Source organism: Alteromonas sp. B31-7 (genome assembly GCF_015767655.1).
Taxonomy (GTDB): domain Bacteria; phylum Pseudomonadota; class Gammaproteobacteria; order Enterobacterales; family Alteromonadaceae; genus Alteromonas; species Alteromonas australica.
The window spans coordinates 3,978,115-4,002,901 of sequence record NZ_CP065233.1; the positions used below are offsets into that span (position 1 = coordinate 3,978,115).

The 24,787-nt window shown below is 43.5% G+C and carries 32 protein-coding genes and 2 pseudogenes; 22 read left to right on the forward strand and 12 right to left on the reverse strand.

All coding sequences use genetic code 11. The features are described from left to right. Positions 1–133 precede the first annotated feature (133 nt). Positions 134–334 (forward strand): hypothetical protein, encoded by a 201-nt coding sequence (locus tag IUA53_RS17360; RefSeq protein WP_196897498.1) that lies wholly within the window; start codon positions 134–136, stop codon positions 332–334. 64 nt (positions 335–398) lie between these two features. Here IUA53_RS17360 and istB read toward each other — a convergent pair. The 4 genes and pseudogenes from istB to IUA53_RS17380 form a co-directional block, all read right to left on the reverse strand. Then, positions 399–1,144 (reverse strand): annotated as a pseudogene (gene istB, locus IUA53_RS17365) (IS21-like element helper ATPase IstB). An 8-nt stretch (positions 1,145–1,152) separates the two neighbouring features. Then, positions 1,153–2,687 (reverse strand): annotated as a pseudogene (gene istA, locus IUA53_RS17370) (IS21 family transposase). A gap of 530 nt (positions 2,688–3,217) precedes the next feature. After that, positions 3,218–3,508, reverse strand: a complete 291-nt coding sequence (locus IUA53_RS17375; RefSeq protein ID WP_044446101.1) for a type II toxin-antitoxin system RelE/ParE family toxin — start codon at positions 3,506–3,508, stop codon at positions 3,218–3,220. Continuing rightward, entirely contained in the window at positions 3,501–3,722 is a 222-nt protein-coding gene (locus tag IUA53_RS17380; RefSeq protein ID WP_012518669.1) for a TA system antitoxin ParD family protein, read from the reverse strand. Before IUA53_RS17380 ends, IUA53_RS17375 begins: the two co-directional genes overlap by 8 nt. Positions 3,723–3,884: 162 nt before the next feature. On the opposite strand from IUA53_RS17380, the gene IUA53_RS17385 reads away from it, so the two are divergent. Continuing rightward, positions 3,885–5,366, forward strand: coding sequence for an amidohydrolase family protein (locus IUA53_RS17385; RefSeq protein ID WP_044446100.1), 1,482 nt, complete (start codon positions 3,885–3,887; stop codon positions 5,364–5,366). An 8-nt stretch (positions 5,367–5,374) separates the two neighbouring features. Here the strand turns inward: IUA53_RS17385 and IUA53_RS17390 are convergent, their stop codons facing one another. Beyond that, positions 5,375–5,677 (reverse strand): type II toxin-antitoxin system RelE/ParE family toxin, encoded by a 303-nt coding sequence (locus tag IUA53_RS17390; RefSeq protein WP_044446099.1) that lies wholly within the window; start codon positions 5,675–5,677, stop codon positions 5,375–5,377. Continuing rightward, positions 5,674–5,916 (reverse strand): type II toxin-antitoxin system ParD family antitoxin, encoded by a 243-nt coding sequence (locus tag IUA53_RS17395; RefSeq protein ID WP_044055889.1) that lies wholly within the window; start codon positions 5,914–5,916, stop codon positions 5,674–5,676. Before IUA53_RS17395 ends, IUA53_RS17390 begins: the two co-directional genes overlap by 4 nt. Before the next feature lie 202 nt (positions 5,917–6,118). On the opposite strand from IUA53_RS17395, the gene IUA53_RS17400 reads away from it, so the two are divergent. The 17 genes from IUA53_RS17400 (at position 6,119) to IUA53_RS17480 (ending at position 16,010) form a co-directional block, all read left to right on the forward strand. After that, positions 6,119–6,574: a nuclear transport factor 2 family protein gene (locus IUA53_RS17400; protein ID WP_044446098.1), complete on the forward strand. Its 456-nt coding sequence runs from the start codon at positions 6,119–6,121 to the stop codon at positions 6,572–6,574. A 149-nt stretch (positions 6,575–6,723) separates the two neighbouring features. Further along, positions 6,724–7,383: a uracil-DNA glycosylase family protein gene (locus IUA53_RS17405; RefSeq protein WP_052806578.1), complete on the forward strand. Its 660-nt coding sequence runs from the start codon at positions 6,724–6,726 to the stop codon at positions 7,381–7,383. Positions 7,384–7,428: 45 nt separating this feature from the next. Continuing rightward, on the forward strand, positions 7,429–7,887 hold the full coding sequence (locus IUA53_RS17410; RefSeq protein ID WP_156141729.1) for a hypothetical protein: 459 nt from the start codon (positions 7,429–7,431) through the stop codon (positions 7,885–7,887). Further along, positions 7,877–8,263 (forward strand): hypothetical protein, encoded by a 387-nt coding sequence (locus tag IUA53_RS17415; protein WP_044446096.1) that lies wholly within the window; start codon positions 7,877–7,879, stop codon positions 8,261–8,263. Before IUA53_RS17410 ends, IUA53_RS17415 begins: the two co-directional genes overlap by 11 nt. Positions 8,264–8,695: 432 nt before the next feature. Next, positions 8,696–8,890: a hypothetical protein gene (locus IUA53_RS17420; protein ID WP_044055885.1), complete on the forward strand. Its 195-nt coding sequence runs from the start codon at positions 8,696–8,698 to the stop codon at positions 8,888–8,890. 289 nt (positions 8,891–9,179) lie between these two features. Further along, the gene (locus tag IUA53_RS17425) at positions 9,180–9,617 is read left to right on the forward strand and encodes a GNAT family N-acetyltransferase (RefSeq protein ID WP_044446095.1); all 438 of its coding nucleotides are present in this window, start codon (positions 9,180–9,182) and stop codon (positions 9,615–9,617) included. Positions 9,618–9,753: 136 nt separating this feature from the next. Then, the gene (locus IUA53_RS17430; RefSeq protein ID WP_172655541.1) at positions 9,754–10,167 is read left to right on the forward strand and encodes a GFA family protein; all 414 of its coding nucleotides are present in this window, start codon (positions 9,754–9,756) and stop codon (positions 10,165–10,167) included. 138 nt (positions 10,168–10,305) lie between these two features. Further along, a complete protein-coding gene (locus IUA53_RS17435; RefSeq protein WP_044446094.1) occupies positions 10,306–10,551 on the forward strand; it encodes a DUF2164 domain-containing protein in 246 nt (81 codons plus the stop codon). Between the two features lie 309 nt (positions 10,552–10,860). Continuing rightward, positions 10,861–11,379 carry a hypothetical protein gene (locus tag IUA53_RS17440; protein WP_231401184.1) on the forward strand — a complete coding sequence of 173 codons (519 nt, stop codon included), beginning with the start codon at positions 10,861–10,863 and terminating at the stop codon, positions 11,377–11,379. Positions 11,380–11,456: 77 nt separating this feature from the next. Further along, entirely contained in the window at positions 11,457–11,951 is a 495-nt protein-coding gene (locus IUA53_RS17445; RefSeq protein WP_332310798.1) for an arsinothricin resistance N-acetyltransferase ArsN1 family B, read from the forward strand. An 87-nt stretch (positions 11,952–12,038) separates the two neighbouring features. Then, a complete protein-coding gene (locus tag IUA53_RS17450; RefSeq protein ID WP_156141728.1) occupies positions 12,039–12,209 on the forward strand; it encodes a hypothetical protein in 171 nt (56 codons plus the stop codon). 27 nt (positions 12,210–12,236) lie between these two features. Then, positions 12,237–12,713 carry a nuclear transport factor 2 family protein gene (locus IUA53_RS17455; RefSeq protein ID WP_196897499.1) on the forward strand — a complete coding sequence of 159 codons (477 nt, stop codon included), beginning with the start codon at positions 12,237–12,239 and terminating at the stop codon, positions 12,711–12,713. Between the two features lie 73 nt (positions 12,714–12,786). Then, a complete protein-coding gene (locus IUA53_RS17460) occupies positions 12,787–13,023 on the forward strand; it encodes a hypothetical protein (RefSeq protein WP_156026720.1) in 237 nt (78 codons plus the stop codon). 42 nt (positions 13,024–13,065) lie between these two features. Further along, complete coding sequence (locus tag IUA53_RS17465) at positions 13,066–13,596, forward strand: GNAT family N-acetyltransferase (RefSeq protein ID WP_044446091.1); 531 nt, start codon at positions 13,066–13,068, stop codon at positions 13,594–13,596. A 142-nt stretch (positions 13,597–13,738) separates the two neighbouring features. Next, positions 13,739–14,398, forward strand: a complete 660-nt coding sequence (locus IUA53_RS17470) for an NADPH-dependent FMN reductase (protein ID WP_044055873.1) — start codon at positions 13,739–13,741, stop codon at positions 14,396–14,398. 115 nt (positions 14,399–14,513) lie between these two features. After that, positions 14,514–14,882: a hypothetical protein gene (locus tag IUA53_RS17475; protein ID WP_156141727.1), complete on the forward strand. Its 369-nt coding sequence runs from the start codon at positions 14,514–14,516 to the stop codon at positions 14,880–14,882. Between the two features lie 78 nt (positions 14,883–14,960). After that, entirely contained in the window at positions 14,961–16,010 is a 1,050-nt protein-coding gene (locus IUA53_RS17480) for a M28 family metallopeptidase (protein ID WP_196897500.1), read from the forward strand. Positions 16,011–16,036: 26 nt separating this feature from the next. On the opposite strand, the gene IUA53_RS17485 is transcribed toward IUA53_RS17480, so the two are convergent. The 5 genes from IUA53_RS17485 to IUA53_RS17505 all read right to left on the reverse strand — a co-directional run bounded on the left by IUA53_RS17485 (position 16,037) and on the right by IUA53_RS17505 (position 21,387). Next, positions 16,037–16,438, reverse strand: a complete 402-nt coding sequence (locus IUA53_RS17485) for a hypothetical protein (protein ID WP_082052835.1) — start codon at positions 16,436–16,438, stop codon at positions 16,037–16,039. Between the two features lie 134 nt (positions 16,439–16,572). Continuing rightward, positions 16,573–17,838, reverse strand: coding sequence for an NRAMP family divalent metal transporter (locus tag IUA53_RS17490; RefSeq protein ID WP_044446088.1), 1,266 nt, complete (start codon positions 17,836–17,838; stop codon positions 16,573–16,575). A gap of 115 nt (positions 17,839–17,953) precedes the next feature. Then, complete coding sequence (locus IUA53_RS17495; RefSeq protein ID WP_044449260.1) at positions 17,954–19,264, reverse strand: alginate export family protein; 1,311 nt, start codon at positions 19,262–19,264, stop codon at positions 17,954–17,956. Positions 19,265–19,447: 183 nt separating this feature from the next. Next, entirely contained in the window at positions 19,448–20,245 is a 798-nt protein-coding gene (locus IUA53_RS17500; protein WP_044446087.1) for a substrate-binding periplasmic protein, read from the reverse strand. 23 nt (positions 20,246–20,268) lie between these two features. Next, entirely contained in the window at positions 20,269–21,387 is a 1,119-nt protein-coding gene (locus IUA53_RS17505; protein WP_044446086.1) for a hypothetical protein, read from the reverse strand. Positions 21,388–21,651: 264 nt separating this feature from the next. On the opposite strand from IUA53_RS17505, the gene IUA53_RS17510 reads away from it, so the two are divergent. The 3 genes from IUA53_RS17510 (at position 21,652) to IUA53_RS17520 (ending at position 23,337) form a co-directional block, all read left to right on the forward strand. Further along, positions 21,652–22,041 carry a VOC family protein gene (locus IUA53_RS17510; RefSeq protein ID WP_044055866.1) on the forward strand — a complete coding sequence of 130 codons (390 nt, stop codon included), beginning with the start codon at positions 21,652–21,654 and terminating at the stop codon, positions 22,039–22,041. A gap of 58 nt (positions 22,042–22,099) precedes the next feature. Next, positions 22,100–22,402 carry a hypothetical protein gene (locus IUA53_RS17515; RefSeq protein WP_231401185.1) on the forward strand — a complete coding sequence of 101 codons (303 nt, stop codon included), beginning with the start codon at positions 22,100–22,102 and terminating at the stop codon, positions 22,400–22,402. Between the two features lie 245 nt (positions 22,403–22,647). Next, entirely contained in the window at positions 22,648–23,337 is a 690-nt protein-coding gene (locus IUA53_RS17520; RefSeq protein ID WP_044055864.1) for a YitT family protein, read from the forward strand. Between the two features lie 348 nt (positions 23,338–23,685). On the opposite strand, the gene alr is transcribed toward IUA53_RS17520, so the two are convergent. Next, positions 23,686–24,753 (reverse strand): alanine racemase, encoded by a 1,068-nt coding sequence (gene alr / locus IUA53_RS17525; protein WP_044446084.1) that lies wholly within the window; start codon positions 24,751–24,753, stop codon positions 23,686–23,688. Between the last annotated feature and the right edge of the window lie 34 nt (positions 24,754–24,787).

The following is a 24,787-nucleotide window of genomic DNA, read 5'->3' on the forward strand; positions in this document are numbered from 1 at the left end:
TATTAGCGTGGCAACTAACAAGCCAATAAACGCACTCACTGCGTTCGCTGGGACGCATACACGCGGGGCGGCTTCTCCATTATGCCCCACGTATCTGCGCCCCTTAGCTTAAAGTTATGTCCTAGGAGAAGAGATGGAACCCGATTTCTCTAAATACAACTTGGAAGAACTTCAAGAAATTAAAGAGGCCCTGGATAAAGATAAATATCCTGAAAAGTATTCACGGCTCTTAGACGCAATTGCAAAGCATCCTTCCTCACCTATTCAAGCCAAAACGCAAGAGTCAGATTATGCTTTGCGTTCTCTATTTAAAGAGTATTGCGTATTTCGGTGAATCCGAACGGTCATTTCGGTTTTATCCGATCACTTTTTCTTCTTCTTTTTCGTCCTTGCCAGTTTTACCTTAAGTGATCGGATTGGTCTAGTTTTCTCATCGATTCGCCAGCCAGTTCAATTCGATGGCTGTTGTGCAGTAAACGGTCGAGTAATGCATCTGCCACGGTGGGGTTACTGATGAGTTTGTACCATTCGGTAACGGGCAACTGGCTAGCGATAATGGTGCTGGTGTTTTGATATCGTTCTTCCATCACGTCAAGTAAGTCATTGGCCTGTCTTGCACTCAGTTTTTCCATTCCCCAGTCATCTAGGATGAGCAGCTCTTTCTTAGCGAGTTGTGCAAGCTGTTGTCGGTAACTTCCATCGGCGTGGCCGATATTCAGCTCATCTAGAAGCTGGCCGAGCCGGTAATATCGTACTGTATGATGCTGTTCACAGGCTTGTCTGGCTAATGCGCAAGCGAAGTACGTTTTACCGCACCCGTTGCGCCAGTAACGATAATGTTATGGGCATGATGTAAGTATTGGCCGCTCAACAGTGTGGCGACTTTATCTTTGCGTAGACCGCGCTCTGCGCGGTATTCCAATCGGCTGGCGTGAGCTTCTAAGCGCAAGGTTGCCTGACGCAGTAAACGCTTCACTTTGCTGTCTTGCCGACAGTGGATTTCATGCTGTGCCAGTAATCCTAAGCGTTCTTCGAAGCTCATCTCGTCGTAGGTTGTCGCTTGGCTTTGTTGTTGCAGTAACGCTTGAGCGAAGTGTCCAAGCCGTAAGCTACGCAGTTGCTCTTGTAATTGAGATTGTGTCATGGGTTGTCCTATTGATAGTAATGTTGGCCGCGGATATTGTGGTGGGTTACAGGTTGCTCATCGTGTTCGACAGCGGTGCTCGGTACGCTTCTTGGTGATGTTTGAGTAAGTTCATCACAACGCTTCTGTGAGGGCGTTCTAGCAGTAACGCCTTTTGGCAAGCGGCTTCAAGTCGCGCAGCACCATGCTGTTTAGTGAGATTTAGAATGGCTAGGCAGCTTTTTATCGCTTGCTCTGGATGTTGACGGCTATGGATGTGCCACTGCACCACACCGCGCGTACCTACACCAATATTCTCCGCCCAGTGCAATAAGCGTTCAGCGCTGAAGCGCTGTTTTACATGGCTGTCCGGCATGTGTTCTTTTTGCGTTGAGAAGCCGCCGTCTTTTGCTGATTTAGCGTGCTGTGTCACCAGTTGATTTGGTGATAGATACTGACCACACTGCCACTTGCCTCGATGGTCACCGTGTTGCCTACTAAGGTGTGCGGTACAGAGTAAGCGTGCTTTTGGTACAGCACATGGTAATCCGGCCCCACCTTTGCTCGTTTACTGTCGATGTACTCATACGTGGTGCCAGGCAATGGCATTAACGCGGGTTATCGAGCAGTTCAAACTGCTCTCGGCGAGAGCCTGGATGTAAGCGCTGCGGCGATTATTTAACTCTTCCATTAACACTTTGATACGTGCGTTAAGGCCCGCTAAAGTGTAAAAGCACTCCCGTCGCAATCGCATTAGTATCCAGCGTTCAACAATCAGTACCGCATTTTCTGCTTTAGCCTTATCCTTCGGTTTATAAGGCCGTGCAGGCACAATGGCGCAGCCGTAATGCCGCGCCATTTTGGCGTAGTTTTCATTCAGCGTGGGCGCGTAACGATGGGCTTTGGTAACGGCTGATTTCAGGTTATCCGGCACAAGTAAACGGGGTACACCGCCAAGGTAGCGGAACGTTCTTACGTGCGCCATTATCCAGTCTTCTTCACGCTGAGAGCGGCCAGCTTCAACATACGTGTAGTTGGTCGCGCCTAAAGTCGCAACAAAGATTTGTGCATGATAACGCACTTCGCCTGTGTAGGGATTAACAATCGGTACTGTCGGCCCGCAGTAGTCAATAAACAACTTGTCGCCCGCAATATGATGCTGGCGCATACTACGCTTCTGCTTTTTAAGCCATCGCTGATAATGCTCGCAGAACTGCGTATAACCGTAGGCTGACGCACTATCTTCGGCGCAATACTCTTCCCACAGCAACAGCTTAGTCATGCCTTTACGCTTCAACTCTTGCTGCATAAGCATAAAGTCAGGCAGCCGTTTTTGGCGCTGAACGGGACCAGTGTTATACAACTGAGCCTCGAGCGTTTTATCATTGAGCGCTTCCGGCAACGGCCACGATAAATCACTGGATTTAAAGCGCGAGAGTATTTCACTCACGGTTGAAGGGCCGAGACTTAAGCATTGGCCGATGTCTCGATGGCTTAATCCTACTTCGAATTTGAGACGCAGGACGTCTTTAATCTTTCTCATATCGGTTCTCTTTCTCGCCATGGCAGCTCGTTCCTTCAATAAAGTGATGAAGTTGAGCTTACCAATTGATTTAGTGAGAAAAAGAAGAAGATTTCGGGATTCCGAACAGTGATTTCGGAAAAACGTCATTTTTGATCGGATAACGCCGAAATAAGCGATCGGATTAGACCGAAATCACTGATCGGATTGAACCGAAATGGGTGATCGGAATGGGCCGGAACATGCAAGTATAAAAAAGAAAAATATCACATCTGGAAACTTTTTCGCGGTGTGCTTGTAATGTTTATCTCCTTTAGGGTTATGCAATATTTTGAGTGGTCTACAAATCAACAAATTGTAGGTGCAGTGATCATCTTAATTGCTTATGCTTCTATACTTATCGCGATCAATGAATACCAATTCAAAAAGTTCAAGGATGGTTTTGAGAAACGGACATAACGAAACGCTCAAGTCGCAACCCGCTCCGCGGGCCGCTGGGACAAAAACACAATGCGGCTTCGCTATTCTCGCATTGTGCTTTTGCCCCTTAGCTTAGTGTTATACGCAATTGGTCAGAACAACTTTTTAACATCGCGGTAAAAATTTTCATGAGAACCAAGAGCTATCATTTCAAGTATTACAGTGCCATCCTCGTAGCTGTAACCTAGTAAGGTTAACTGCTTGACCATCTTAAATTTGTACACGCGAAGAAAGGCTAGGTCGCCTTTTTTCTGCTCACCTAGAAGAGGATCGGCCATTAGTTCCTTAACGGCTTTATCCAAGTCTTTTTTCTGATTCTGATGTAACTTCTTTACTGCTCTCTTAAAATTAGCTGTCTGTAAAACATTGGTAATCTTAGCCAAAATCGTAAGGCTCCAATTTTCCAGCCTCTTTTTCAGCTTTAGAAATAATTGCCTGTTTCACAAATTCGTATGGCAAATCGGGATTATCTTCCATCATTTCACCTATCTTTGCCCAATGCTCAATCTGTTTTGGCATAGTTCGATTTAGTGCTTTGCCCATAATGGTAGCTTTCTCAACTAGATCTTGGTCTAGTCTTACGCTCGCGGTTGCCATAATATGTCTCCCAATAGTTAGCCGTTACATTGTAGCAATGCGCTACAGATGTAGCAAATTGCGTATAACAAAAGCATTAACACTCGCTGCGCTTGGTATTGTAGCCTACGTGTTTTTGCCCGTAATGCGGGTGTTAGCCAGATCACAACAACAAGGAAAGTTATGCGTAAACATATCCTCATTGCGATTCTGTTTCTACATTATCCTACTTTCGCAAAAGAGAGTGTGCTGATTGAAAATGTGACCGTCGTATCATCGCACCTTCAGGGGCCATTACAAAAGGCGTATGTTCTTATTTCTGATGGACGGATAAAAACGGTATCGTCATCTAATATTAAAAAAACAGTTGATACTCAGGTCATAGACGGAACTACTTTATATCTAGCACCCGGAATCATTGATAGCCATGTTCATGTTTCATCTATTCCTGGTATGGGGTTTGGCGTGGAGCCTGTGGCACAAAAGAATGGCGCACTTGCTGAAGATTACTATAAACAACAGCCCTATAGCTTTTTGTATTACGGTATCACGCAGGTTGTCGACCCAAATCCTGGGCTTGAATGGACAAAATTCACTTCTTCTAAAGTACATCCTGATTACTATCGTTGTGAAGTCATCACCGCACGCTCAACGTTTCCTTTGGTAGAGAAAAATGATGAGCTTTCGAAATCCATGTTTTCCTATATTGTTGAACAGGACGTTGCTGAAACAGCACTGAACTCTCCTGAGCAAATTGTTAAACGTATTGCTGAATCCGGCGCATCTTGCATAAAAGTATACTTCGAAGATGGCTATGGGGATGAAAGTCAGTGGCCGTTGTTGTCTGACGATACCCTGAAACGTATTCGAAAATCTGCATTACCACATAAACTACCTCTCGTAGCGCATGCCAATGCATTGGATATGTATCAAAGAGGTATTGATGCAGAGGTGGATGTAATTGCACACGGGCTTTGGAATTGGGGGGAGTTTTCGCGTGAAACTGAAGTATCCAAACCAATGCATGGCGTGATTAACCAGTTAATGAGCAAAAGCATTGGTTACATGCCAACCCAAAGGGTAATTGCCGGACTAGGTGAACTCATGTTGCATAACTCACATGGTATTCCTGAATTTAGTAAGGTCACGCCCAAAGAATTACTTGAGTGGTATAAGCAACCTTCGGCACAATGGTTTAAAGAAGAATTACGCGCAGGATTTGACGGACTACCCGACGAGGTTATTGCTCGAATCTTTTTAAAAGATCGGATGGGGAAAGGTAACAAAATTCTACAAACCCTCACCGAGGCAGGCTATCCGCTGTTATTAGGTTCTGATTTTCCGGGAAGTCCTAGTTTTTCCAACCAGCCTGGTTTAACAACTTTTCTTGAGATGAAAGCAATGGCAGACGCCGGAGTATCTTTAGTTGCAATACTTGCAGCTGCAACCATTAATAATGCGCGACAATTTAATATTGATGAAGATTACGGAACGGTTGAAGTTGGCAAGGTTGCAAATTTACTTTTACTAAAACAAAACCCTTTAACTACCGTGGACGCTTGGAGCAATATCCACCAAGTCATCTTACATGGGGAAGTTTTTGATCGAACAGATTTTGCTGCAGATACTATGGCTAACAAAGCATTGCAGCGGACAAGCCGCTGAATGCGGCGTTATGCGCCAAAGCGTAATGGATTTACATCCATACTTTTATGAAGAATTCTTATAATCAGAATTTCCTGGCTACCAGTTTGCTTGTAGAAAATAACGTGACTACCTTGCGGAAACTTTCTGTATCCGTCTCTTATGTCGTCGCAGCTTTTACCGATAACAGGATTTTCAGACAACATCCAAAATGAATCGTCGAACTGTTTTAGGTACACATTACGCTGTTCCCGTCCCCATTTCCGTTGCGTAAATAACGTGATATCTTTTAAATCGGATTTTGCGAGTACAGTTAACTTAAATGGTTTCACTCTTTTAATTCACCATCTAGTTCTGATATCAAGTTCTCAAGGTCGTATTCAGCCTCGCCGCTTTCTTCACCTGCTACAAGTAATTGACGCAAAGTGTTTAATTTGGTCTCCTGTGTTTCTAGCAAGCGAAGAGCTGACCGAATTACTTCGCTCGCTGAACCATATCGACCAGTTTGAATTTGGCGAGCAATAAAGCCATCAAAATGGTCACCAAGGGTAATGCTGGTATTTTTAGCCATTTGTTTCCTCCAAGTACCAATATATACCTAATTATGGTATTTGCGTACTGTAAGTCAATAGCGCATAACAAACGCATTAACACTTACTGCGCTCGCTAGGGACAAAAACACGTAGGCTCCCGTCGCTTCGCTTGGTATCGTAGCCTACATATTTTTGCCCGTTATGCGGGTGTTATACCTAATCTAAACAGTGGAGGTTTTTATGAATAGATGGATGCTTACTTTTATTACCTTAGTCTCGTCATTTAACGCGATAGCAGACACAGATTTATCCGAACTCGGAAAAGAGTATTTTTTAGCATGGGCAGCAACACAGGCACCTGATGCTACTGAAAAAGACTTAGAGCACTACCTGTCTTTTCTTAAAGCTGATGTCGCCCACCAACACTTGCCCTACGATTCGGATGACTCGCGTTTACCTGACGGCAAAGAAAGTATACGCGAAGGGATGCGGTTTTATTTAGGATCTCATTCTGAACATGAAGCTACTTTGAACCAAGTTATTCCTGCTCACAATGCGATTACCATTACATACACCACATCTAGTAAGGGAATTCACCCTCAAACAAATGAACTCATTGAATTACACTACTCAACGATGGAAGTTTTGGAAATCGAAGATGGAAAAATAGCGGTGATTCGGAAATATGAAGAATAGCGTAAGGTATAACAAAAAAATTAAGTTCGCCCGCTGCTCGGGCTGGGGCGCAAACATGTGGGCTGCTCACTTCGTTCGGATTTTAGCCCACATGTCCGCGCACCTTATTTAAAAGTTAGGCGTAAGCGATAATATTTAAAGGATGAAATATGATTGAAGAGCTGATAAAAACAATTCCAGAATCGATAATGGAGAGCTTGGGAGGTGTTTTCTGCTCGGGAAGAGAGGCATTTTCGGGGCAAAAAGATATTTATGTTCTGGGGCTTAACCCAGGTGGCGTGCCAGATGCTGAGTATGGTGTTACCGTTTCGCAAAGCATAGATAGAATCTTGGATGTATCCGAATCAAATTGGTCCGCATATCGTGATGCTTCGTGGGAAGATGCTAAGCCTGGTACTTGGGGTATGCAGCCAAGAGTATTGCATATGTTCGAGATTTTAGGCTTGAATCCGGGCGAAGTGCCTGCAAGTAACTTAATATTTACCCAGTCACGCAGAGAGAGATATATAGAAGTAAGGTGGAATGTTCTCGCAGAGGAATGTTGGCCATTTCATTCTGAAGTTATTAGAACACTGGGAGTAAAAACAATCATTTGTTTTGGGAAGAAAGCAGGAAAATTTGTAGCCTCTAAAATGTCGGCCAAAACATTGGCTGACGAATTTATAGAAAATAATAAGCGGCGCTGGCGTAGCGAGGCATATATTTCAGATGATGGCGTGAAAGTAATAGTCGCATCTCACCCTAGTATCGCCAACTGGAGATCTACATCTGCAGATCCGTGCCAAATGATAAAGCGTGTTTTAGAGTAGTATGCCTAACAAGTGCAGGTGCTACAGGCGTTAGTGCTTAAAACCATGAATCAAATATTTCGTTCTATTTCAGCTTTTATTGTGTCTCCTATAGTGCCAATAGTTTCGCTAAGTGTTTTTGTTTTAGGTGCCGAAAAATTTTTACAAGCTTTACCGTTAGTAGCTTTTTTTGCGTACTTAATTACGGCATTTGTAGCGGTTCCAATCTACGGGGTCATGCTATGGAAGCAATGGTTAAAATGGTGGCATTTCGCTATTCTAGGTGTGCTTCCCGCTTTGTCACTAGATTTATTTGGCTTGCTATCTAGCTTAGGTAGCGAAGGTGGTTTTATTACTGTACGCCAGCATGGTATCGATCTTATTATCGAGGGTGAGCGCACCTTGGCCGGCTATATTTACTTGGCTTCGAGGCTAATATTTTATTCATTAACGGGTGTTGGTGCGGGTGTATTGTTCTGGTTTATCGCACATCGCGGGTATGCAAGGAAGTTTCGTGGAAATTAAATACACAAATACCAAGGAAGATTTGCTGGCGTTCAATGAGCACCATTTGGCAAATAGCCAAGTTTATCAGCGGCGCAGAATTATAAACCTTTATGTTACCCCTTTCGTTGTATTGCTGCTTTTCTGCTTACTTGCATTCTTCACTGAAAAAATGAGTTATTACGTTGGTGGTATTCTCGGAGCATCGGCTTCTTATTTTTGGGCGTTTTTTGCGTACAAACGATACTCTAATAAGTGTGCTGAGGTATTTCAAAAGGAAGTTTTTTGTGAACATAAGGTCGTTATTTCTGACGTTGGGGTAAGTGAGTCAACGGCTAACAGCAGTAGCCAATTTACTTGGGACGCGCTGGAGAAAATAGAAAGTAACGAATGCTAAATTTTTATTTATAACACCCCTGCAACGGCGTTTGTGATTCCAAAACGAGATGTAGGTAAAGACTCTTTTGAAGCAGTTAAACTAGCACTGGATAATGCACAGTAGTGCATACCTAACAAACCAAGTAAGCGGGACAAGAACATTCTGCACCGCAAGTTGCCTCTTCTCTCTCTTTTATCCAGCATCGCCGTTAACATCTGGCATTTCGCACAGGGTTGTTTTATCTTTATTTCAATAATTTAAATAAGTGGCCATATCGGCTAGCGGTGGCAGCAAAGCTGCGTACTTTCAGTTGTACGCCTAACATAACGCTGTGGCACTCCCTCCGTTCGCTGGACGCATACACGTGGGCTCCCTCGCTTCGCTCGCTATTTTAGCCCATGTATTTGTGCCCCAAAGTTGGGTGTTAGCAGTCTAAAGGAGAATCAATACATGGAATCATTATTGAAATCTATTGTTATCGGAGCGTTTGTTGGTGTAGCAGGCGCTTTGTTTCTATATGTCTTTTCGGGGTATATATCAAAACAAAATGAAGCAATAGTATTTGGTGTTTTTGCAGGAATAGCTTTTCTACTTGTTGACCTAATTGCTAAAAAGTTAAAGTCCAACAGCAGAACCGACAGCTAACGAGTGGTTTAAAAGGACAAAAAGCCGTTGGCTTTTGCTCTTTCGTCGCTAATTTTCGCTAACAATTTTTTGCCTCTTAACGAGGCGCTTTGCTTAAGCATATTCCCATATTCTATTATTTATAAAGTTATCGAAAATAGGGAAATTAGTGTGGTAGCTTTTATGCATAACCAACGAAAACCTGAGTATTGGCACGACCGCGGCTAACAAATCGCCCAAGCCCCTGCTGCCAGATAAATTTTCCGCAGAGCGCGGCGTTATTTAGACGTTATATTCCAAGGAAGCCTCAATGGACGTATTAGAAGTCACAAAGGATAATTACCAAGAGCTTATCGAAATCTGGGAGGCATCAGTTCGTGCAACTCATGACTTTCTACCAGAGGAAAGTATTATTGAACTAAAGCCTCTTATTCTTCAGCATTATTTTGATGCGGTAGCGCTCCGCTGCACTAAGCAAGGTGAAGAAATAAGCGGCTTTATAGGTGTTGCAGATTCAAATATTGAAATGCTCTTTATTAAACCACAGCATTTTGGTGAAGGTATTGGTCGTAATTTAGTAAAACATGCAGTAGATAATTTGAATGCATCAAAAGTTGATGTCAACGAGCAAAACCCAAATGCTATAGGGTTCTATGAAAAAGTAGGTTTCAAAAAAGTGGGGAGGTCTGAGCTAGACGGTCAAGGCAACCCTTTCCCACTAATACACATGGTACGCAAAGGAATATAACAACCCAACCAAGATACTTACTGCGTTCTTGGGGCGCATACGCGCGGGGCATCTTCGCATTATAGCCTGCGCGTTTGAGCCCCTTATTTAAAAGTTAGGCACGTCTTTGCTTGGAAATAATATAAAGGATTTATTGATGTACAAGGGCTCTTGTTTATGTGGTGCAATTAAAGTTGAACTCAAGGGTTCAATTGATAGCATTATTCACTGTCACTGTTCACTGTGTCGTAAAAATAGTGGCACGGCGTACGCTACAAATGGATTCATAAAGACTGAAGATTTCAGCGTCTTAGATCCGAAAAAAAAGCTTACCCACTTCAAGTTCAAAGAAGGGAAGTTAAGGCATTTCTGCTCTGTGTGCGCCTCTCCGATTTTTAGCTCAAACACGGATAACCCAACAAAACTTAGAATTCGTCTTGGTATTCTAGACACAGACATCGAAGAAAGACCAATATCTCACAATTTTTATTCATCCAGGGCTAACTGGGATAATATCGATGCAGAGCTACCAAGATATGATAGTTTCGAACCAAGCAGAGCGAGGAAGTAATATGCACAAGCCCAACAAAGTGCAAAAACTCACTCCCTCTCGTCGTCGGACGCATACACGCGGGGCGTCTTCGCCATTATTGCACACCTGTCTGCGCCCGTTGATAGAAACAATAGATGCCTAGGAACCTATTTGTAAATGTCTGATATTAAATTCACGAATCAAGAAAAAGAAGCAATGGTAGTTAAACTTCAATCTTATTTTGAAAAATCGTTGGCTCAAGAATTGGGGCAATTTGATGCAGAGTTTCTTTTAGATTTCGTTTCTAAAGAGTTAGGGGCGTATTATTACAATCGCGGGTTGCATGATGCGAGATTGATTTTCGAAGAACGTGTTCAAAGCATTGATGATGATCTCTATGCTATCGAAAAGGAAGTTCGTTAGGCATATTGAAGAAGCTATGGATATCCATTACTTTGAAGAATTGCACGCATAATTAATACAGAACAAAAAAGGGAGCATATAGTGGTGGATATAGAACTTTTAACCCAGTCGATTCTGGAGTAGAGCAAGGAGCCACCTCTTAAATTAAAGCTAACTTTGGTTGAAGATGAACGTCAAGTTAGCAAAATTGCCTAGCAAGTCATTCAAACGGACGCAAAACGCTTGGCTTGCGCTCATTCGTGGCTAATTATAACGAGAAGATTTATGCGTCCGTTATTGAAAATTTAGGCATTTATAAGGAAATTCAAAATGAAAATCGTTTTATTAAGTATCGTTTTAGTCTTAGCCGGCTGTGCTGCAAAACAGCCTGTTTCTTCGTTAAAAACAGATATCGTTCACTCTGACACTATGGAAATTATCAGAAGTGCCGCAGAATCAGCGCCTAGTGGTGTGCAGGGAGATTTTATTTTAGAAATCAAAGCGGCAGGTAACCAAGGCCCATTTATTTATCTCAACTCTGAATTAGACTACCGTGACCAACGTGCAGTCACCATAGCAATTCATCCTCGTGTTACGCCTTTATTCATTCAAAGATATAGTGTTCCTCCACAGGAATATTTTGTTGGGAAAACAGTTGCGGTAGCCGGTGAGGCTAAAAGGATAAGAATCAACTTCATTTCTCAGGGAAAGCCTACTGGCAAATATTATTACCAAACGCACATTAGGGTTACCGATATATCACAAATCAAGGTAGTAGGTGAATATACCTTACAAAACGCTCACGCGGACCACTACGAGTTAAAGGCGTTTTCGCGCCAAGAGTTTTAAACGCGGGGAATAGGGTTATAGGTTTGCTTAGCTTAAAGTCAGATACTAAGCGCAGTTACAACCACAAGGAATTGTTGATGATTATTAGAGATGCCGCATTAGAAGATGCATCAGAAATTGCCGACATCTACAATTTTTATGTTGTAAATACACGCACAACTTTTGAAGAGCGCAAGGTTTCAGAAAAAGAGATGTCGATAAGGCTTAAAAAAGTCGTAGACTCAGATTTGCCATGGCTTGTCGCTGTAATCGATGAAGCAGTGGTTGGATACGCTTATGCCACTAAATGGAAAGAAAGAAGTGCTTATCGGTTTTCCGTAGAGTCAACTATCTACCTTGCAAATGGAACTGAAGGAAAAGGTGTAGGTTCCATTTTGTATCAAGCACTGATTAACATACTTAAACTAAAAGGGATCAACAATGTAATTGGGGGCATAGCCTTACCTAATCCAGCGAGTGTTGGTCTACACGAAAAAATGGGTATGGAAAAAGTTGCTCATTTTTCCAAAGTAGGCTTTAAATTTGATGAATGGTTAGATGTTGGATATTGGCAATTGAAACTTCATACCTAACAAAAAATGAAGTCGCCCGTTACAGGGTAACGAAGAACGCTGCGTTAAACCTAATTTTAACAACAGAGGTGATTATGAATAAGATGGATGCTTGCTTCTTTTACTTTACTCTGGTCTTTTGGCTCTCTCGCAGAGACCGATTTATCTGAGTTTGCTAAGAAATACTTTTCATTATGGACTGCAACACAGTCACCCAATGCCATTCAAAACGACTTAGCATTACGCCCCTCTGTAGCTACGCCCTTTGGTGGGCTGTGAAATGTCAAAGAAAAAAGGAATTAATGATTGTTTAAAAGTAAAGTTGTTATGGTTGTTTTTGCTTTATCACTGTGTTGTTTGGCACAGGCCAACCCAAACCACAGTGATTTAGAGGAAGAAGTATTGAACTCGTTTCAAAGTCTCGTAGAAGCATCAAAGAGGCTGGATACAGAAGCTTATTTTCAACATTTTGATGCAGACAAGTTTGTCGGTTTGAATAGTGACGGAACAAACTGGAACTCTATGGATGAGCTGGTTCCAGTGATAAACACTGGCTTTAGCGCAATACAAAAGCTTAACTCTCTGGAATTCCTAAACGTTAAGGTGTCGATCATTGATGATTTCACTGCGATTTTGGTCAACGAGTTTTCGCAATCTGTATTGCTAAAAAGTGGCGCTACCTATACTTTTTCAGGTGGGGGTACACAGGTCTGGTCTAAACGCAGCGGGCAATGGAAGTTAGTTAGTGTATCAGCTAGTATTACACCGTCTGCCAACAAATAAAGCCAAAGCTGTTTCTGGCAGTGACATATGAATAGGCGCCTTTTCAATACGCCTCTCTATACAAAGGACATGTATGAAAATATTTATCATTTCGACAACACTTTTACTTGCTAGTTGTTCTGTTAACGATGTAACCCATCATCTTTTGGAAAATGTCACTCAAAGTGATATCGGACGAAATGCCGCGTCGTGTAATCAAATTAAAACCAGTTGCAGCATTCATAATCGAAATAATCCAAGCGACTATCGCCACTATTCTCAGTGGAAAAGCGACGATGGTAGCGTCGGTTGTTCATGCAGCAATAAATAGTTTTCCTAAATCAAAAAGACAATGATAAGAGAGCTTTGATGTATGGGAAAGCATAACGCGGTTTTGCTGCGAGATTTCTTAGATAGTGACGTAGAAAGTCTGAAGCGCATTCTCAACGATGATTCTGTGACACGCTTTTTATCCACAAAAATCCCTTCTCCGTATACCACTGACGATGCTGTATGGTGGGTAAATGAAGGGAGTAAAGGTGAGCTTATTAAAGCAATTACGGTAGATAATTGTTTGGTTGGCTGTATTGGCGTTAATAGAGGTGAATTCGAATACAACAGGTCGGGCGAAATAGGATACTGGCTTGCAAGAGAATATTGGCGACAAGGCATTGCTTCTTGTGCCATTCAGAGAATTACAAATTTCGTCTTTTCTAATACTGACATTGTCCGTGTATTCGCCTCGGTATTTTCAGATAACGAAGCCTCAATGCAGCTTTTGTTAAAGTCTGACTTCAATCAGGAAGCGGTATTGGAAAATGCCATTTATAAAAACGGGCGCTTTTATAACAATCATATATTTGCGAAGGTTAAACCGTCTTTGGGTGCAACACGCCCACTATAACGCTATCGTAAACATTTTCTCCTTGGGCATCGCGAACAAGCAAAGATATGCGGCGCAAGACGCAGCGGCGACACATGATAAGTGAAAAACTAAACGACAATGAACAATGGGTATTACACCTTACCCTTTCACGGAGTTTACAATGAAATTTCTAGTTTTTTTGGGCACGGTGCGAGATAGTACGCCGCCTAGCCCGGCCAGATTAGGGGCTAGAGTGTCAGATGCACTGGTAACCTGTTTACAACGCCGTTACGGCGAGCATGACGTTGAGTTGGTAGATGCTATGGATTTTTCGCCCAGCCCTGTTTTCAAACCTCACTTTGCTTACCCTGAAGGGAAAGCGCCTTCGGCACTTAATCAATTAGCTGAAAAAATAGAAGCCGCTGATGGATTTGTCATGATAAGCCCAGAATACAACCATTCCATGAGCCCAGCCTTAGCCAATTTACTCAACCATTTTGGCAGCTCTTTGTATTCCTACAAACCCAGTGCCATTGTGACCTACTCTGCAGGGCAATGGGGCGGGATGCGAGCTGCGGTTGGAATGCGAACTTTTCTTTCGGAACTTGGCTGCCTGCCTGTGTCTGCCATGATACATGTGCCGAAGGCGCAAGATATTTTCGAGGCGGATGGTTCAGTAAAAGCAGGTGAAAAGCAAGAGGCGTGGTTTGATTACTTTGGTAGAACCATCAACCAAATGATTTGGTGGGCGCAGGCTGCAAAAGAACATCGAGACCAGGTGAACCCTCACCAGCTAGTAAAAGATTTTAAGCGTAATCCCTCGCAACGTAACGCACCATAAGGTAGTTCGCAGATAATCCTTTTACCCTGTTCATCACAATGTTTATAGTAATACCTTTATGCTCATCCATTACATCGTCAATCTTTAAACGTTTTTTAACTCCAAGGGTTTAAGTATGTCCCAGCGACCAGTCGGCCGGTTAATCCTGTTGCCTATTTTAAGTATGGCAACGATACCAATGCTCGTTAGCGCCCATGTAGATCCAACAAAATTTACACCGTCTGCGTTTGCTGAAAATAACATTTCAACCACATCATCCACCGGCATTGGGTCTCAGGGGAATGCACGAAGAGGCCCTGGACAGGGCATGCCCCCTGGCTTTGAGGAAGCTGCGCAAATATTAGGGGGCTCTACAGAAGACCTGATGAATGCGTTAAAAGGTAATGGGCAACGCCCCAACATTGCTGCCGCTGCAGAGAAACTCGGCGTAACTGAGAAAGCATTGCGCTCTGCACTACCTCAACCGCCTCAACATGCTCGGTAGGTAGAAACCACGCTTACGGCTAAGTAAGGCGACTTACTTAGCCAAGCATTAGCTTATATAACATTGAAAACATTCACTATGAAAAAAGCCTACTTGTTCGCTGTAACCTTTATTTTTTCTTGCCTGACTGCATCGGCATCACAGTCGGATTGGGATTCGCTTGTGCATTTTTCTTCTACCTACGGCGAAAGGCTAGCAGGAAAACCCGGTGAGCAGAAGGCAGCGCAATGGCTTACTGCGCAGTTTGAAGCGCAAGATGTACCCGTCAATATTCAACCCTTTACGTTTTTCCATTATGGCAAAAATCTCCCCTCTCAGAATATTGAAGTGGTTATAGAAGGCCAGTCGGATAAAACACTCATCATTGGTGCACACTACGATGCCATTGGTTACAAAAAAGGCTCTCATGGACTGACAGATAACGCCTCTGGCGCAATAACCCTGTTAGCACTCGCTAAACAACTTCAAGGAAAAACGCCATATTACAATGTACGCATAGTGCTTTTTGGTGCAGAAGAAGTTGGCCTATTTGGCGCGCGACACTATGTATCATCATTAATAGAGTCACAAGAAATAGCGCATACAGATATTGTTGGCATGATAAACTTAGATACAGTAATTGGCGGTGATATGCTGTATGTTCACAGCGCGCACGCTTTGCCTTATAAATGTGCTGATTCGCAGGCCAATAACTTTAATTCTAACCCCGTTCTGCGGGATGCCTTACTGACCACCTCCACAACCGTAAGCAATACCCTTGAGTATTTAGTTCACCCTACGACTGAAGATTACCCCGAAGGCGTGACTGGGGGATGGTCAGATCATGCGCCATTTGCGTGTGCTGGCTTTCCTATAGCGTACATAGAAGCAACAAACTTTGCTATTGATGGTGAATCTGGACGGGATGGATATTCGCAAACAGCAAACTCAGAATTTTGGACTTGCTTCGACGACAAAACGCTGTCGGCGTGTAATCGGGAAGAAGAAAAGTTTTGGGGTAAGCTTTGGCATACCAAGTTTGACCAACAAGCCTATTTAATTCCAACACACGAGAAACACATGAAAGCGCAGTTTCATTCGAACGTTGCGTTGTTGAAAGCATTTGTTCTACTCGAACCCAACGGGTAAAAACTAAGGTGGGCGTGCAATGATAGCTAAGCCTTACAAGTGGCTAACATAACACGCCACACTTCCTTCGCCCGTTCATTTAAAAGGCTGAGTTCTTGTTGCCAAGATACTTCCATGGCATGTCGCCATGATTCGCAGTTTTCAATAGTGGCGTGATGGAGCGGCGCATTTCTTAAACTGGTATTTAGCGTTACAAGCCACTTGGCCATTTCACCTTCTAGCGAGGCAATTTGCTGTTCCCGTTGTATATATAACGGAAGGGTTTGATGAATTTCCTGCAATCTTGCGAAAATAACCTGCCTGTCACTTTCTTGTGTTAGCAAGTGCAGTTCATTTTCTATGTCGTAAGCATTATGCCATGTTGTTTGTTCCTCTGTGCACGCAGAACAAAAAAGCATAGCAATGCCTAACAGCGTCACTTTTGTCATTGAATGACTCATCGGAAACAGCATAAATACTGGCTCTCTACCTATTCATTTACATTGAATAAGTATAGGCGATGATCTGCCACTCTAGGGAAGGTTACAACTAATTGATGAAGAAGGGTTCGATAACGTAATACCTAACCGAACCATTTCCAACCTACAAATAAAAGTAAGAACCCAAACAAATAGAGAAGACCTGCATAACTGAGGATTTGAACCAATTTATTTGCTTTCACATCTGGGTGCAGTGCAAAACGTTTCACAAGACCGTGATTCAGCCAAGCAAAAATAGGTGTTGTCAGGAACGCTAATGTCATCGCAAAACCTAACATGGCTAAAAGCGCAGACTTGAAGAACAACACTATGCTGAAACTACATATCGCCATAGTTATGAGAACTGGGGTAAAAACAGCTGTGGTGCTTAGTTTTGTAGGTGCAAGCAACGCTATCGCCTCCGCAATAACACGTGCGTAACCGTCATATACCGTCAATGCAGAACCAAATATACATAAAAATGCCACCAGCGCGATAAGCCAATGTGACCACGGACCAATGGTGTTGGCGTATAAACTGACCAGCTGCTGTGAGAAACCAATGCCGCTTGTTGCTAATGTTTCGCCACTACCGTGCAAAACTAACGCCCCTAGCGCCAAGAACATCAGTGCTAAAAGCGTCGTTACGGCATAGCCTAAATTAAAATCGAACAATGCACTTCTTGCCGACACAGGCTGAACTTTGCATTGTCGCTTTAGCCACAATGATGTGATGCTGGATATTTCAATGGGGGCGGGCATCCACCCCATAGTAATCACTAGAAACCCTAGGGTGGCCATTGTCCAAGGTGAAGGTGAAACATAGCCACTGGGTTGCACGGGGCCGTTAAATAAAGCCATAAGAAACGCGGCAAAGGTAGCTATCACGAGTACCGCCATAATTCCTTTTGCGACGCCATCCAGAGCCGCAAAGTGCCCTGCCAGTAAAATAAAAAGGATAGCGCAAAGTACGGCTGCGCCGGTCACGGCGACTGAGACATCAATGGGTATAAAATAAGCCAGTAAGCTAGCCGCGAATAACAATAATGCCGCTGCATTCACAACTGAAGCTACAATATTTAGGGCAAGCGCTAACCCTAAGTAACCCTTTCCCATTTTTCGATAACCTTGCTGTAAGGTTTCTTTGGTACTAATTGTGTAGCTTACCCCTGCGCGAAAAAAGGGGTACTTCAAAACATTAACAGCCAGAATAAGGACAATAAGTTGCCAACCAAATTTGGCCCCAGCTTGGGTAGAAGCAACCAAGTGACTCCCGCCGACGGCAGCGGTTGCCATGAGTACGCCTGGCCCTAACAATCGTAAAAAAGCTGCACACTTGGCCCATGGTGTAGGCTGTGATAATTCCGACAAGCTAACCTCTTAATGTAGATATAAAGAAATTCAAACGGCAACCTTATCAGGTAATAGTTTTTGGCGGAAGAAGATTAGTCTATGTGCTGCATTCCAACCTGCAATGAAGCAACGCTTAGAACGTGTAGCGCGCACCGGTGAATAGAAAGCGGCTGTCGCCACTGTAATCACCACGCTCAAATCCCTTGCCTTTTTTAAGATATGCGCCGCCAAGAGCAAGCCTGAGATTGGGCTTAACTTGCCAACGCCAACGGAATTCAATTTGATTCCCAATAAAGCTATCCACTGACTCGGGCGCTTCTTCATACCACATGGCTTTATAGCTCACCATAAGGTTGTGATGATCAAATGCTGTGTTCACACTTCTTGCCCCTATCGCAACCAGATTTCTTCTTGGCATAGCTTGATAAACATCCGTTGGCCCGAAGTCGAAGCGACGAACGCCATACAGGCTATCGAAATTCGTTATAGTGTCATCAGACGCGTCATTGTCACCACTGATGTAATCAAGTTCTGCACGCAAAAGCGTGGCAAGTTTGAGCTGTTTTTCAATTGCACCATGCATCATAAAACCGCGCACCTCTTTTTCAGTGAGATCCGTGGCACTTGTGGTTTGATGGGATGTGCCTGTTTGCCCTATTACTTCAACGTTGGCTTTCCAGGTGTTGGCAATTGACCACGTATAGTCAACAGAAAGCGTGAATAAGTCGCGGTTTTTTGTAGATAAACGTGCAGAATCATCCTCTTTGAACCAATAGCTTTGAAGCTTCACATTGTCATCTGGCGAGGTTGAATATAGGCCAAAGATTTTACGTTCACTAACGCTTTTATCAAAGGCTCGCTCATTGTTATCCAGTGCTTGGCTTGTAGAAGGATTACGGCTCACCGGCAATAAATAAAAGCCTCTGATATCCCATTTATTCCAAACCCAATCGAGCAATACGCCATCGAAGCTATTTTTGGTATTCCGATAGACTGCTTGAGCAAGTAAGCGACGGCTGCCATGATCAATGGTCATACGGCCAATAGAAACGGCTTTAAGCCCGCCATTACGCGGTAACGTGTAGCGCATAAAAAACTGGATGGGCTCTAAAGTATTAACCTGCGAAGACGTTAATGTGGGATCGTTGTCATCGAGGAACACCCGCGAGTCAGCGAGCTCTGCGGTAACCTGAAAGTTGTTCCATGCCACTTGCCCTTTAACAAGCAGCTGAGAGGAGATGCGTTCATTGGATTTATCGCGCTCGTCACGGGTAGTAGGGAAAATAGGGTTATGTAGAGTTTCATAACGCAACCGATATGAGCCACTGACATCATATTTTATTGAAGATGCATTAGCGACTGCTGAAACCAGAATGAATAGTAGTGGCGCTGAAATAGAGAATTTTCGAAAATAAAACCAACTAGCCTTACGCTTATACTTCATCAACATCTATCAACCTGTGGGTCCGCGCATGCTTTAAGTTAGTGCGCAGTATAGGCGGTAGGGCAAAAAATGCATTGCTTCTTTGGTATAGCGAGCGAGGCAAATGTTTTGTCATTAGGGGTGAAAAAAGGTGAGAGAAACTCACCTTTCATCATCAATCACACCGTATGTTCCACTATTCCATTAGCGCCTATCGAAATTTACTTTCTTTTGCGGATGCTGGTAATACCCCTCTTTTAATAGGCGCTTGAAGCGCGTTAACTTACCCTCTAACGTTAAGGATTCTAATCCTTTATTAAATAAAGCGAGAATAAGTTGGCTGTCACTTTGCCCCTTAGGTATCAGCAAATGCGTGGTTACTGTAGAGATAAATGGCTTTATGGCCATCACCTTATTGCGTTCAGCGTTCGAATAATCCCGTTCAAGTAAGTACCAGCCTGTGAGTTCATCGATGGGAAAAACATCAATATCACCTTGAATGAGTGCTCGCAAATTGGTGTCGTCGTCACTGTTCTTAACAATGTTGCTACCAGCCTGAATATAGGAAGCGAGTTCATCATTATAAAGGTAGCCGTCAGTGACACCCATTTTATGTTCTGATAGGTCAGAGAGTTCACGCCAATTCTCCGGCCCTGCATTTTTATTAACGTAGAACACCAAACTTTCGGCCGTTATAGGCTCGCTGTGAAAGAACTCATCTTCTCTCGCCCTTACAAAGTTGCCATAAGAGACCGCATCGTATTCTCCGCTTTTAGCAGCTTCTAGCGCGTCTTCCCAAGACATGGAAACAAACTCAACTACCACACCTGTTTCCAAAAATGCATCAGCAATAATATGATTAATGTATCCATCATGCTGCATCTCGGTAGACGTGTAAGGCGCGTATTCCATTGTTGCAATTTTAAGCTTTAACCATGCGTGCCCAAAGCTCGGTAAAGGGACCAGTGCGCACAGTAAAGTTAGCGTTATTAAAAACCGCATAGTCATTCCTTATCCTTTATGAATTAAAAATAAATACCCAAATTGATATTCAACCTGTGCGTAGTTTCTTGCCTGCCGCCCAAGTCTAAGCCTACCCCTGGGCCACCAGAAAACCACATGTTTTTGCCTTGGATGCTGTCGACATATACAAATAATTTATCCCATCCGAAACTGCACCCGTTGATCCATTGGGATGAGCGCATACCAGAAGTATCCTCGCCTTTCGCTTCACTGTACTCAGAGTAACAGGTGAGAGATTCGATATGAGAAAATTGATAAGGGACCGAATAAACCAAGTTGGCTGAGTAGGTCTCACCATCTGCCGCAGCAAGAAACGGAAAGGTAAATGAAGATAGCGCAATGCGATCATCTGCTTGCTCGTCAGGCACGGCCAGATCATAGTCGTAATCAATATATTGCAGTTCTACTTTGAAATTCCCTTGGGTATGCCTTAGGTGTGCGGCATACGCACTCATATCGCCATCATCAAGTGTGTCGAGATTGAGAATTTCCCCGTATTGATAAGACACACCTATTTCGGTGGTTCCCCCTTTAATGAAGTTTCCTGTGTAGTTCGCACGAAGGTTGTATTGGCCATCTTCCTGATTTCGATACTCTCCGTCGTCAGCTACATCAAATGAATATCGGCCAAATTCGGCGGCGTCATTATATTCATCGTTCATAAAGTAGGCTGCTTGGAAATCCCACGCCCCGCGCTGATGGTTAATTTTAACCCCTGCGTCGTAGTCGTCCTCAAATCCCAAATAATAATTCACCGAAAACCAAAAGTTATTACTGGCGAAGGGTTGCAAGCCAAAAGGGGTTTGAGTGATACCGGCAGTTATCTCGGTTTGCTCGTCATAATGGTAGGTTAGGTCGGCGAAGCGAATCGTGTCGAAGTCGGTATTCTCATACCACCGATACTCTGCTTTATAACTGAATTGGTCAGAACTGCCTGACACTCCTAGCTTAATGGACTCAAATTCAAATCCATCGCGAAACTCAGGCAGCTGCCAGTCTTGATGCCCGTAATTAACCCGCACATGGCCAGACAGTGTAAAAGGGAGTTCATCGGCATAAGCATGATTCATTTCACTCACGCCTAAAAGAGTTAAGGGAAGCACGGGTAATAGTTTTTTCATTCCTCTTCCTGCATGCTTGTGGTACGCGTATCCTTGTAAGGATAAACCTTCTGTCAACGACGTACCAAATTAATTCCATCACTACCACTATACTCAGCCAGTGCGGTAAAGAGATCACATATGCCCCCTATTTCGCCACCTACAGACGCTTAAGAGCCAAGGGTTAATAACCATGAAATGCGGTTAACTTATCGAGTGCTGGGTTTGCTTCGTTGCCCTGGTTGGTTACACTGATGCCTTATTTTCTAAAGTATAAGGCCACGTATGCCCCACAACCTTTCCGCCATTAGCTATTTTGTAGATGACTATGATTCCGCAATCGATTATTTCACACACACGTTAGGGTTTACGTTGAGTGAAGATAAGTCGACGGGCAAGGACAGTCGCTTCGTATTAGTCACGCCTAGAGGCAGCAGTGCAAGCATATTGTTAATGCGCGCCTCAAACGAAGAGGAGCGTGCGCTCATTGGAAAACAAGCAGCAGATCGTGTATTTATGATTTTAGCTTCCGAAGATTTTTGGCGGGATTACGACACCTTTAAACAAAAAGGCGTTGAATTTTTAGAATCTCCCCGAGAAGAGCCTTATGGCACTGTGGCTATTTTTAGGGATAAATACGGTAATAAATGGGATCTCATTCAACCCACTGTTTAGTTTCCTATTTGATATCCCGGCTGACATGAAAAGGTAGAAGGAGAATAAATTGCACGCAATGAAGCGCTCTATACTCATTGATATTATTGCAATTGCAGCTATCGCTGTTTTGATTTCACTTACCTTTTTCTGGATTGAAGCGAAGAAAGAGGTGTTTTATCTGTGTGATAACTTCTATCCTGGCGTATCGAAAAGCAGCGTAATAAGACAATTAAATACCGCAGAACTATCGACGTACGATACAACATTTATCGCTAACGGAAGTCGTATCGTGGCTTATAGCCCCCTTCATCTGGGTATGATGTCATGTCGCATTGATTTTAATAAGCAAGATATTGTGGTGTTTTCTATTGCGCAATAGCCTGTAGGCCAAGCTGGTCAGGCGCCGACCTATTGGCTAGGCATGCTTTATAACCTCGTATCAATGGAAGTATTAGGTTAAATTTTACATTTAAACCACATTATAATTACCAAATCTTTAAGAGTCGTAAAGGCTTAGGTACCCTTCGCCTTAGGTTTACCCTCTTTGATTCATCCTCTTCCCTGTATCCGTTTACTATGTAAACGTATAATTACACTGTGTCTTCTTAATCCGATCTTCTTCCTATGCATAACACAACTCACAGTGTCATTGAGGATATCTTTGCTCTTGTTAGCGCAGGCTTATTTGTCGCGTTTGGGGTATTTTTATTTCAATCTCAAGATCTCATGGTAGGCGGGGCTGCTGGCTTAGCATTACTAGGCACCTACGCAGTGGACATGGATTTTGGCTTGTTATTCTTTTTAATCAATTTGCCCTTTTATACGTTGGCGTGGACGCAAATTAGTAAGCGGTTTACGTTCAATACCTTCATTTCCGTTACCACAGTATCTATTTTGACAGAGCAAATTCCAGCTTTTGTGGATATAAGCCATATTAACCCGTTTTTTGCTGCGATTTTCGGCGGCATACTCATTGGTGTGGGCATGCTAATCATGTTCAGGCATAGCTCCAGCTTAGGCGGCGTTGGTATTTTAGCTTTTTACCTCCAAAGTAAATTCAATATTCGCGCAGGATCATTTCAATTGGCCGTAGATAGCACAATTTTGCTCACCGCCCTTTTCTTTATTGAATGGCATCTGGTACTCATTTCTATTTTAGCGGCGATCTGTTTAAACATGGTAATCTCGCTAAATCATAGACCCGAGCGCTATTTCCCCACTGCGGATGCGAAGACTAAAAATAAAAAGAGAAACGCTAAGGGCACACAACAAGAAGCGAATGTGGCGTCTGAGTTACACCCTCAAAATAGCTAACAAAAAACCCGGCACCTCATTTTACTGATGTACCGGGTTCGCTTTGTATCTCTTACTGCTAAATCACTCGCTTACCAGCGTAGTGTTCTTGCCTCTACCTTACTGCTTCTTCTGCACAGGCCTTGACGGTCTACTTACAACTCCACGGTTCACCCTTGGGCGAGAATACGAAGTGCGCATAAAAACCTCTCTGACAAGTTAATACTTAGTGCAGTAGGTCATGAAAAGTTCACGCCAGTCTCATCACTAAGTTCAACTAGTATATGCCTAACACGGGGGGTAAAGTCTCATTCTTTTGATGAATACTTTTTAACTTTTCATACAAATATTGTTAACCCCTTGATAAGATTAACGATACTTAACGATTCTCGGCACTCGCGCAGACACCCGTGTCATCAATTCATAATCAATGGTTCCTGCGGCCTTCGCCACTTCTCCAATGGCAACGTTTTCCCCCCACAGTTCTACCGAATCGCCAATAGCAACGTCAGGAATATGGGTAACATCGATTGTGATCATATCCATTGAGACCCGCCCCGCAAGAAAGGCTCGTGCATTGTTAACAAACACAGGCGTGCCATTAGGGCAATGCCTAGGGTAACCATCGGCGTAGCCGATACCCACTGTCGCAATAACGCTGTCTTGTGTTGCCGTCCATGTTTGACCGTAACCCACCGACTCTCCTTGAGGTACTTTTCGTAATGCAATAACGCTACTGCGTAACGTCATAGCGGGAAGAAGAGAAAGTGCAGATTCATCTTTAAAACCACCATACACAGCAATGCCAAGCCGGTTCCAATTGTTTCTACTTGCTGGCCACTGAATAGTGGCGGGAGAATTGGCCACACTTACCGACAGCCCGGTTTGCGTCGCCATGCGGTAAAAGGTGTCTAGTTGGGTTTGAGTAAACGTATTGCTGGCGTCATCAGCGCAAGCTAAATGGGTCACCAATACTGTATCTTGTTTCAATACACGAGGATAGTTCGACAAAATACCTGGCACCTGATTCACAGCAAAACCTAGCCTATGCATACCACTGTCAACTTTCAACCAAACCTGGGGCAATCTATCCTCAGCACATGTTTCTAGCCATCGTAATTGCTCTTCATTGTGGGTGACCAAAATGCAGTTATGCGCAAACGCCATTTCACATTCTTTGGGTTGATGCGCGCCTTCCAGAATGACAATCGGTACGGTGACACCGGCTTCACGCAACACTATAGCTTCTTCAATTATTGCCACGGCAAAGTGAGGTGAAACATGTTGTAGAATGCGCGCAACATTAACGGCCCCATGACCATAAGCATCAGCTTTAATCACCGCCATAGATGTGCTTTGAGGGGCCATAGCCGATAGCAATTTAAAATTGTGAATAATGGCATCGGCGTGGATGATAGCTTGTGTTTGTCGACTCACGTGTGCAAAGTATTCCTTCAGTACAGCGCAGACG

What these genes read in the sequence shown, in the direction of transcription:
- IUA53_RS17410 (WP_156141729.1), top strand. Translation starts at nt 7,429, where the DNA reads ATGAATCAAATATTTCGTTCTATTTCAGCTTTTATTGTGTCTCCTATA.
- IUA53_RS17480 (WP_196897500.1), top strand. Translation starts at nt 14,961, where the DNA reads ATGAAAAAAGCCTACTTGTTCGCTGTAACCTTTATTTTTTCTTGCCTG.
- IUA53_RS17445 (WP_332310798.1), top strand. Translation starts at nt 11,457, where the DNA reads ATGATTATTAGAGATGCCGCATTAGAAGATGCATCAGAAATTGCCGAC.
- IUA53_RS17420 (WP_044055885.1), top strand. Translation starts at nt 8,696, where the DNA reads ATGGAATCATTATTGAAATCTATTGTTATCGGAGCGTTTGTTGGTGTA.
- IUA53_RS17495 (WP_044449260.1), bottom strand. Translation starts at nt 19,264, where the DNA reads ATGAAGTATAAGCGTAAGGCTAGTTGGTTTTATTTTCGAAAATTCTCT.
- IUA53_RS17425 (WP_044446095.1), top strand. Translation starts at nt 9,180, where the DNA reads ATGGACGTATTAGAAGTCACAAAGGATAATTACCAAGAGCTTATCGAA.
- IUA53_RS17460 (WP_156026720.1), top strand. Translation starts at nt 12,787, where the DNA reads ATGAAAATATTTATCATTTCGACAACACTTTTACTTGCTAGTTGTTCT.
- IUA53_RS17440 (WP_231401184.1), top strand. Translation starts at nt 10,861, where the DNA reads ATGAAAATCGTTTTATTAAGTATCGTTTTAGTCTTAGCCGGCTGTGCT.
- IUA53_RS17485 (WP_082052835.1), bottom strand. Translation starts at nt 16,438, where the DNA reads ATGACAAAAGTGACGCTGTTAGGCATTGCTATGCTTTTTTGTTCTGCG.
- IUA53_RS17385 (WP_044446100.1), top strand. Translation starts at nt 3,885, where the DNA reads ATGCGTAAACATATCCTCATTGCGATTCTGTTTCTACATTATCCTACT.
- IUA53_RS17465 (WP_044446091.1), top strand. Translation starts at nt 13,066, where the DNA reads ATGGGAAAGCATAACGCGGTTTTGCTGCGAGATTTCTTAGATAGTGAC.
- IUA53_RS17500 (WP_044446087.1), bottom strand. Translation starts at nt 20,245, where the DNA reads ATGCGGTTTTTAATAACGCTAACTTTACTGTGCGCACTGGTCCCTTTA.
- IUA53_RS17505 (WP_044446086.1), bottom strand. Translation starts at nt 21,387, where the DNA reads ATGAAAAAACTATTACCCGTGCTTCCCTTAACTCTTTTAGGCGTGAGT.
- IUA53_RS17515 (WP_231401185.1), top strand. Translation starts at nt 22,100, where the DNA reads ATGAAGCGCTCTATACTCATTGATATTATTGCAATTGCAGCTATCGCT.
- IUA53_RS17400 (WP_044446098.1), top strand. Translation starts at nt 6,119, where the DNA reads ATGAATAGATGGATGCTTACTTTTATTACCTTAGTCTCGTCATTTAAC.
- IUA53_RS17520 (WP_044055864.1), top strand. Translation starts at nt 22,648, where the DNA reads ATGCATAACACAACTCACAGTGTCATTGAGGATATCTTTGCTCTTGTT.
- IUA53_RS17435 (WP_044446094.1), top strand. Translation starts at nt 10,306, where the DNA reads ATGTCTGATATTAAATTCACGAATCAAGAAAAAGAAGCAATGGTAGTT.
- IUA53_RS17510 (WP_044055866.1), top strand. Translation starts at nt 21,652, where the DNA reads ATGCCCCACAACCTTTCCGCCATTAGCTATTTTGTAGATGACTATGAT.
- IUA53_RS17450 (WP_156141728.1), top strand. Translation starts at nt 12,039, where the DNA reads ATGCTTGCTTCTTTTACTTTACTCTGGTCTTTTGGCTCTCTCGCAGAG.
- IUA53_RS17405 (WP_052806578.1), top strand. Translation starts at nt 6,724, where the DNA reads ATGATTGAAGAGCTGATAAAAACAATTCCAGAATCGATAATGGAGAGC.
- IUA53_RS17380 (WP_012518669.1), bottom strand. Translation starts at nt 3,722, where the DNA reads ATGGCAACCGCGAGCGTAAGACTAGACCAAGATCTAGTTGAGAAAGCT.
- IUA53_RS17430 (WP_172655541.1), top strand. Translation starts at nt 9,754, where the DNA reads ATGTACAAGGGCTCTTGTTTATGTGGTGCAATTAAAGTTGAACTCAAG.
- IUA53_RS17475 (WP_156141727.1), top strand. Translation starts at nt 14,514, where the DNA reads ATGTCCCAGCGACCAGTCGGCCGGTTAATCCTGTTGCCTATTTTAAGT.
- IUA53_RS17470 (WP_044055873.1), top strand. Translation starts at nt 13,739, where the DNA reads ATGAAATTTCTAGTTTTTTTGGGCACGGTGCGAGATAGTACGCCGCCT.
- IUA53_RS17360 (WP_196897498.1), top strand. Translation starts at nt 134, where the DNA reads ATGGAACCCGATTTCTCTAAATACAACTTGGAAGAACTTCAAGAAATT.
- IUA53_RS17395 (WP_044055889.1), bottom strand. Translation starts at nt 5,916, where the DNA reads ATGGCTAAAAATACCAGCATTACCCTTGGTGACCATTTTGATGGCTTT.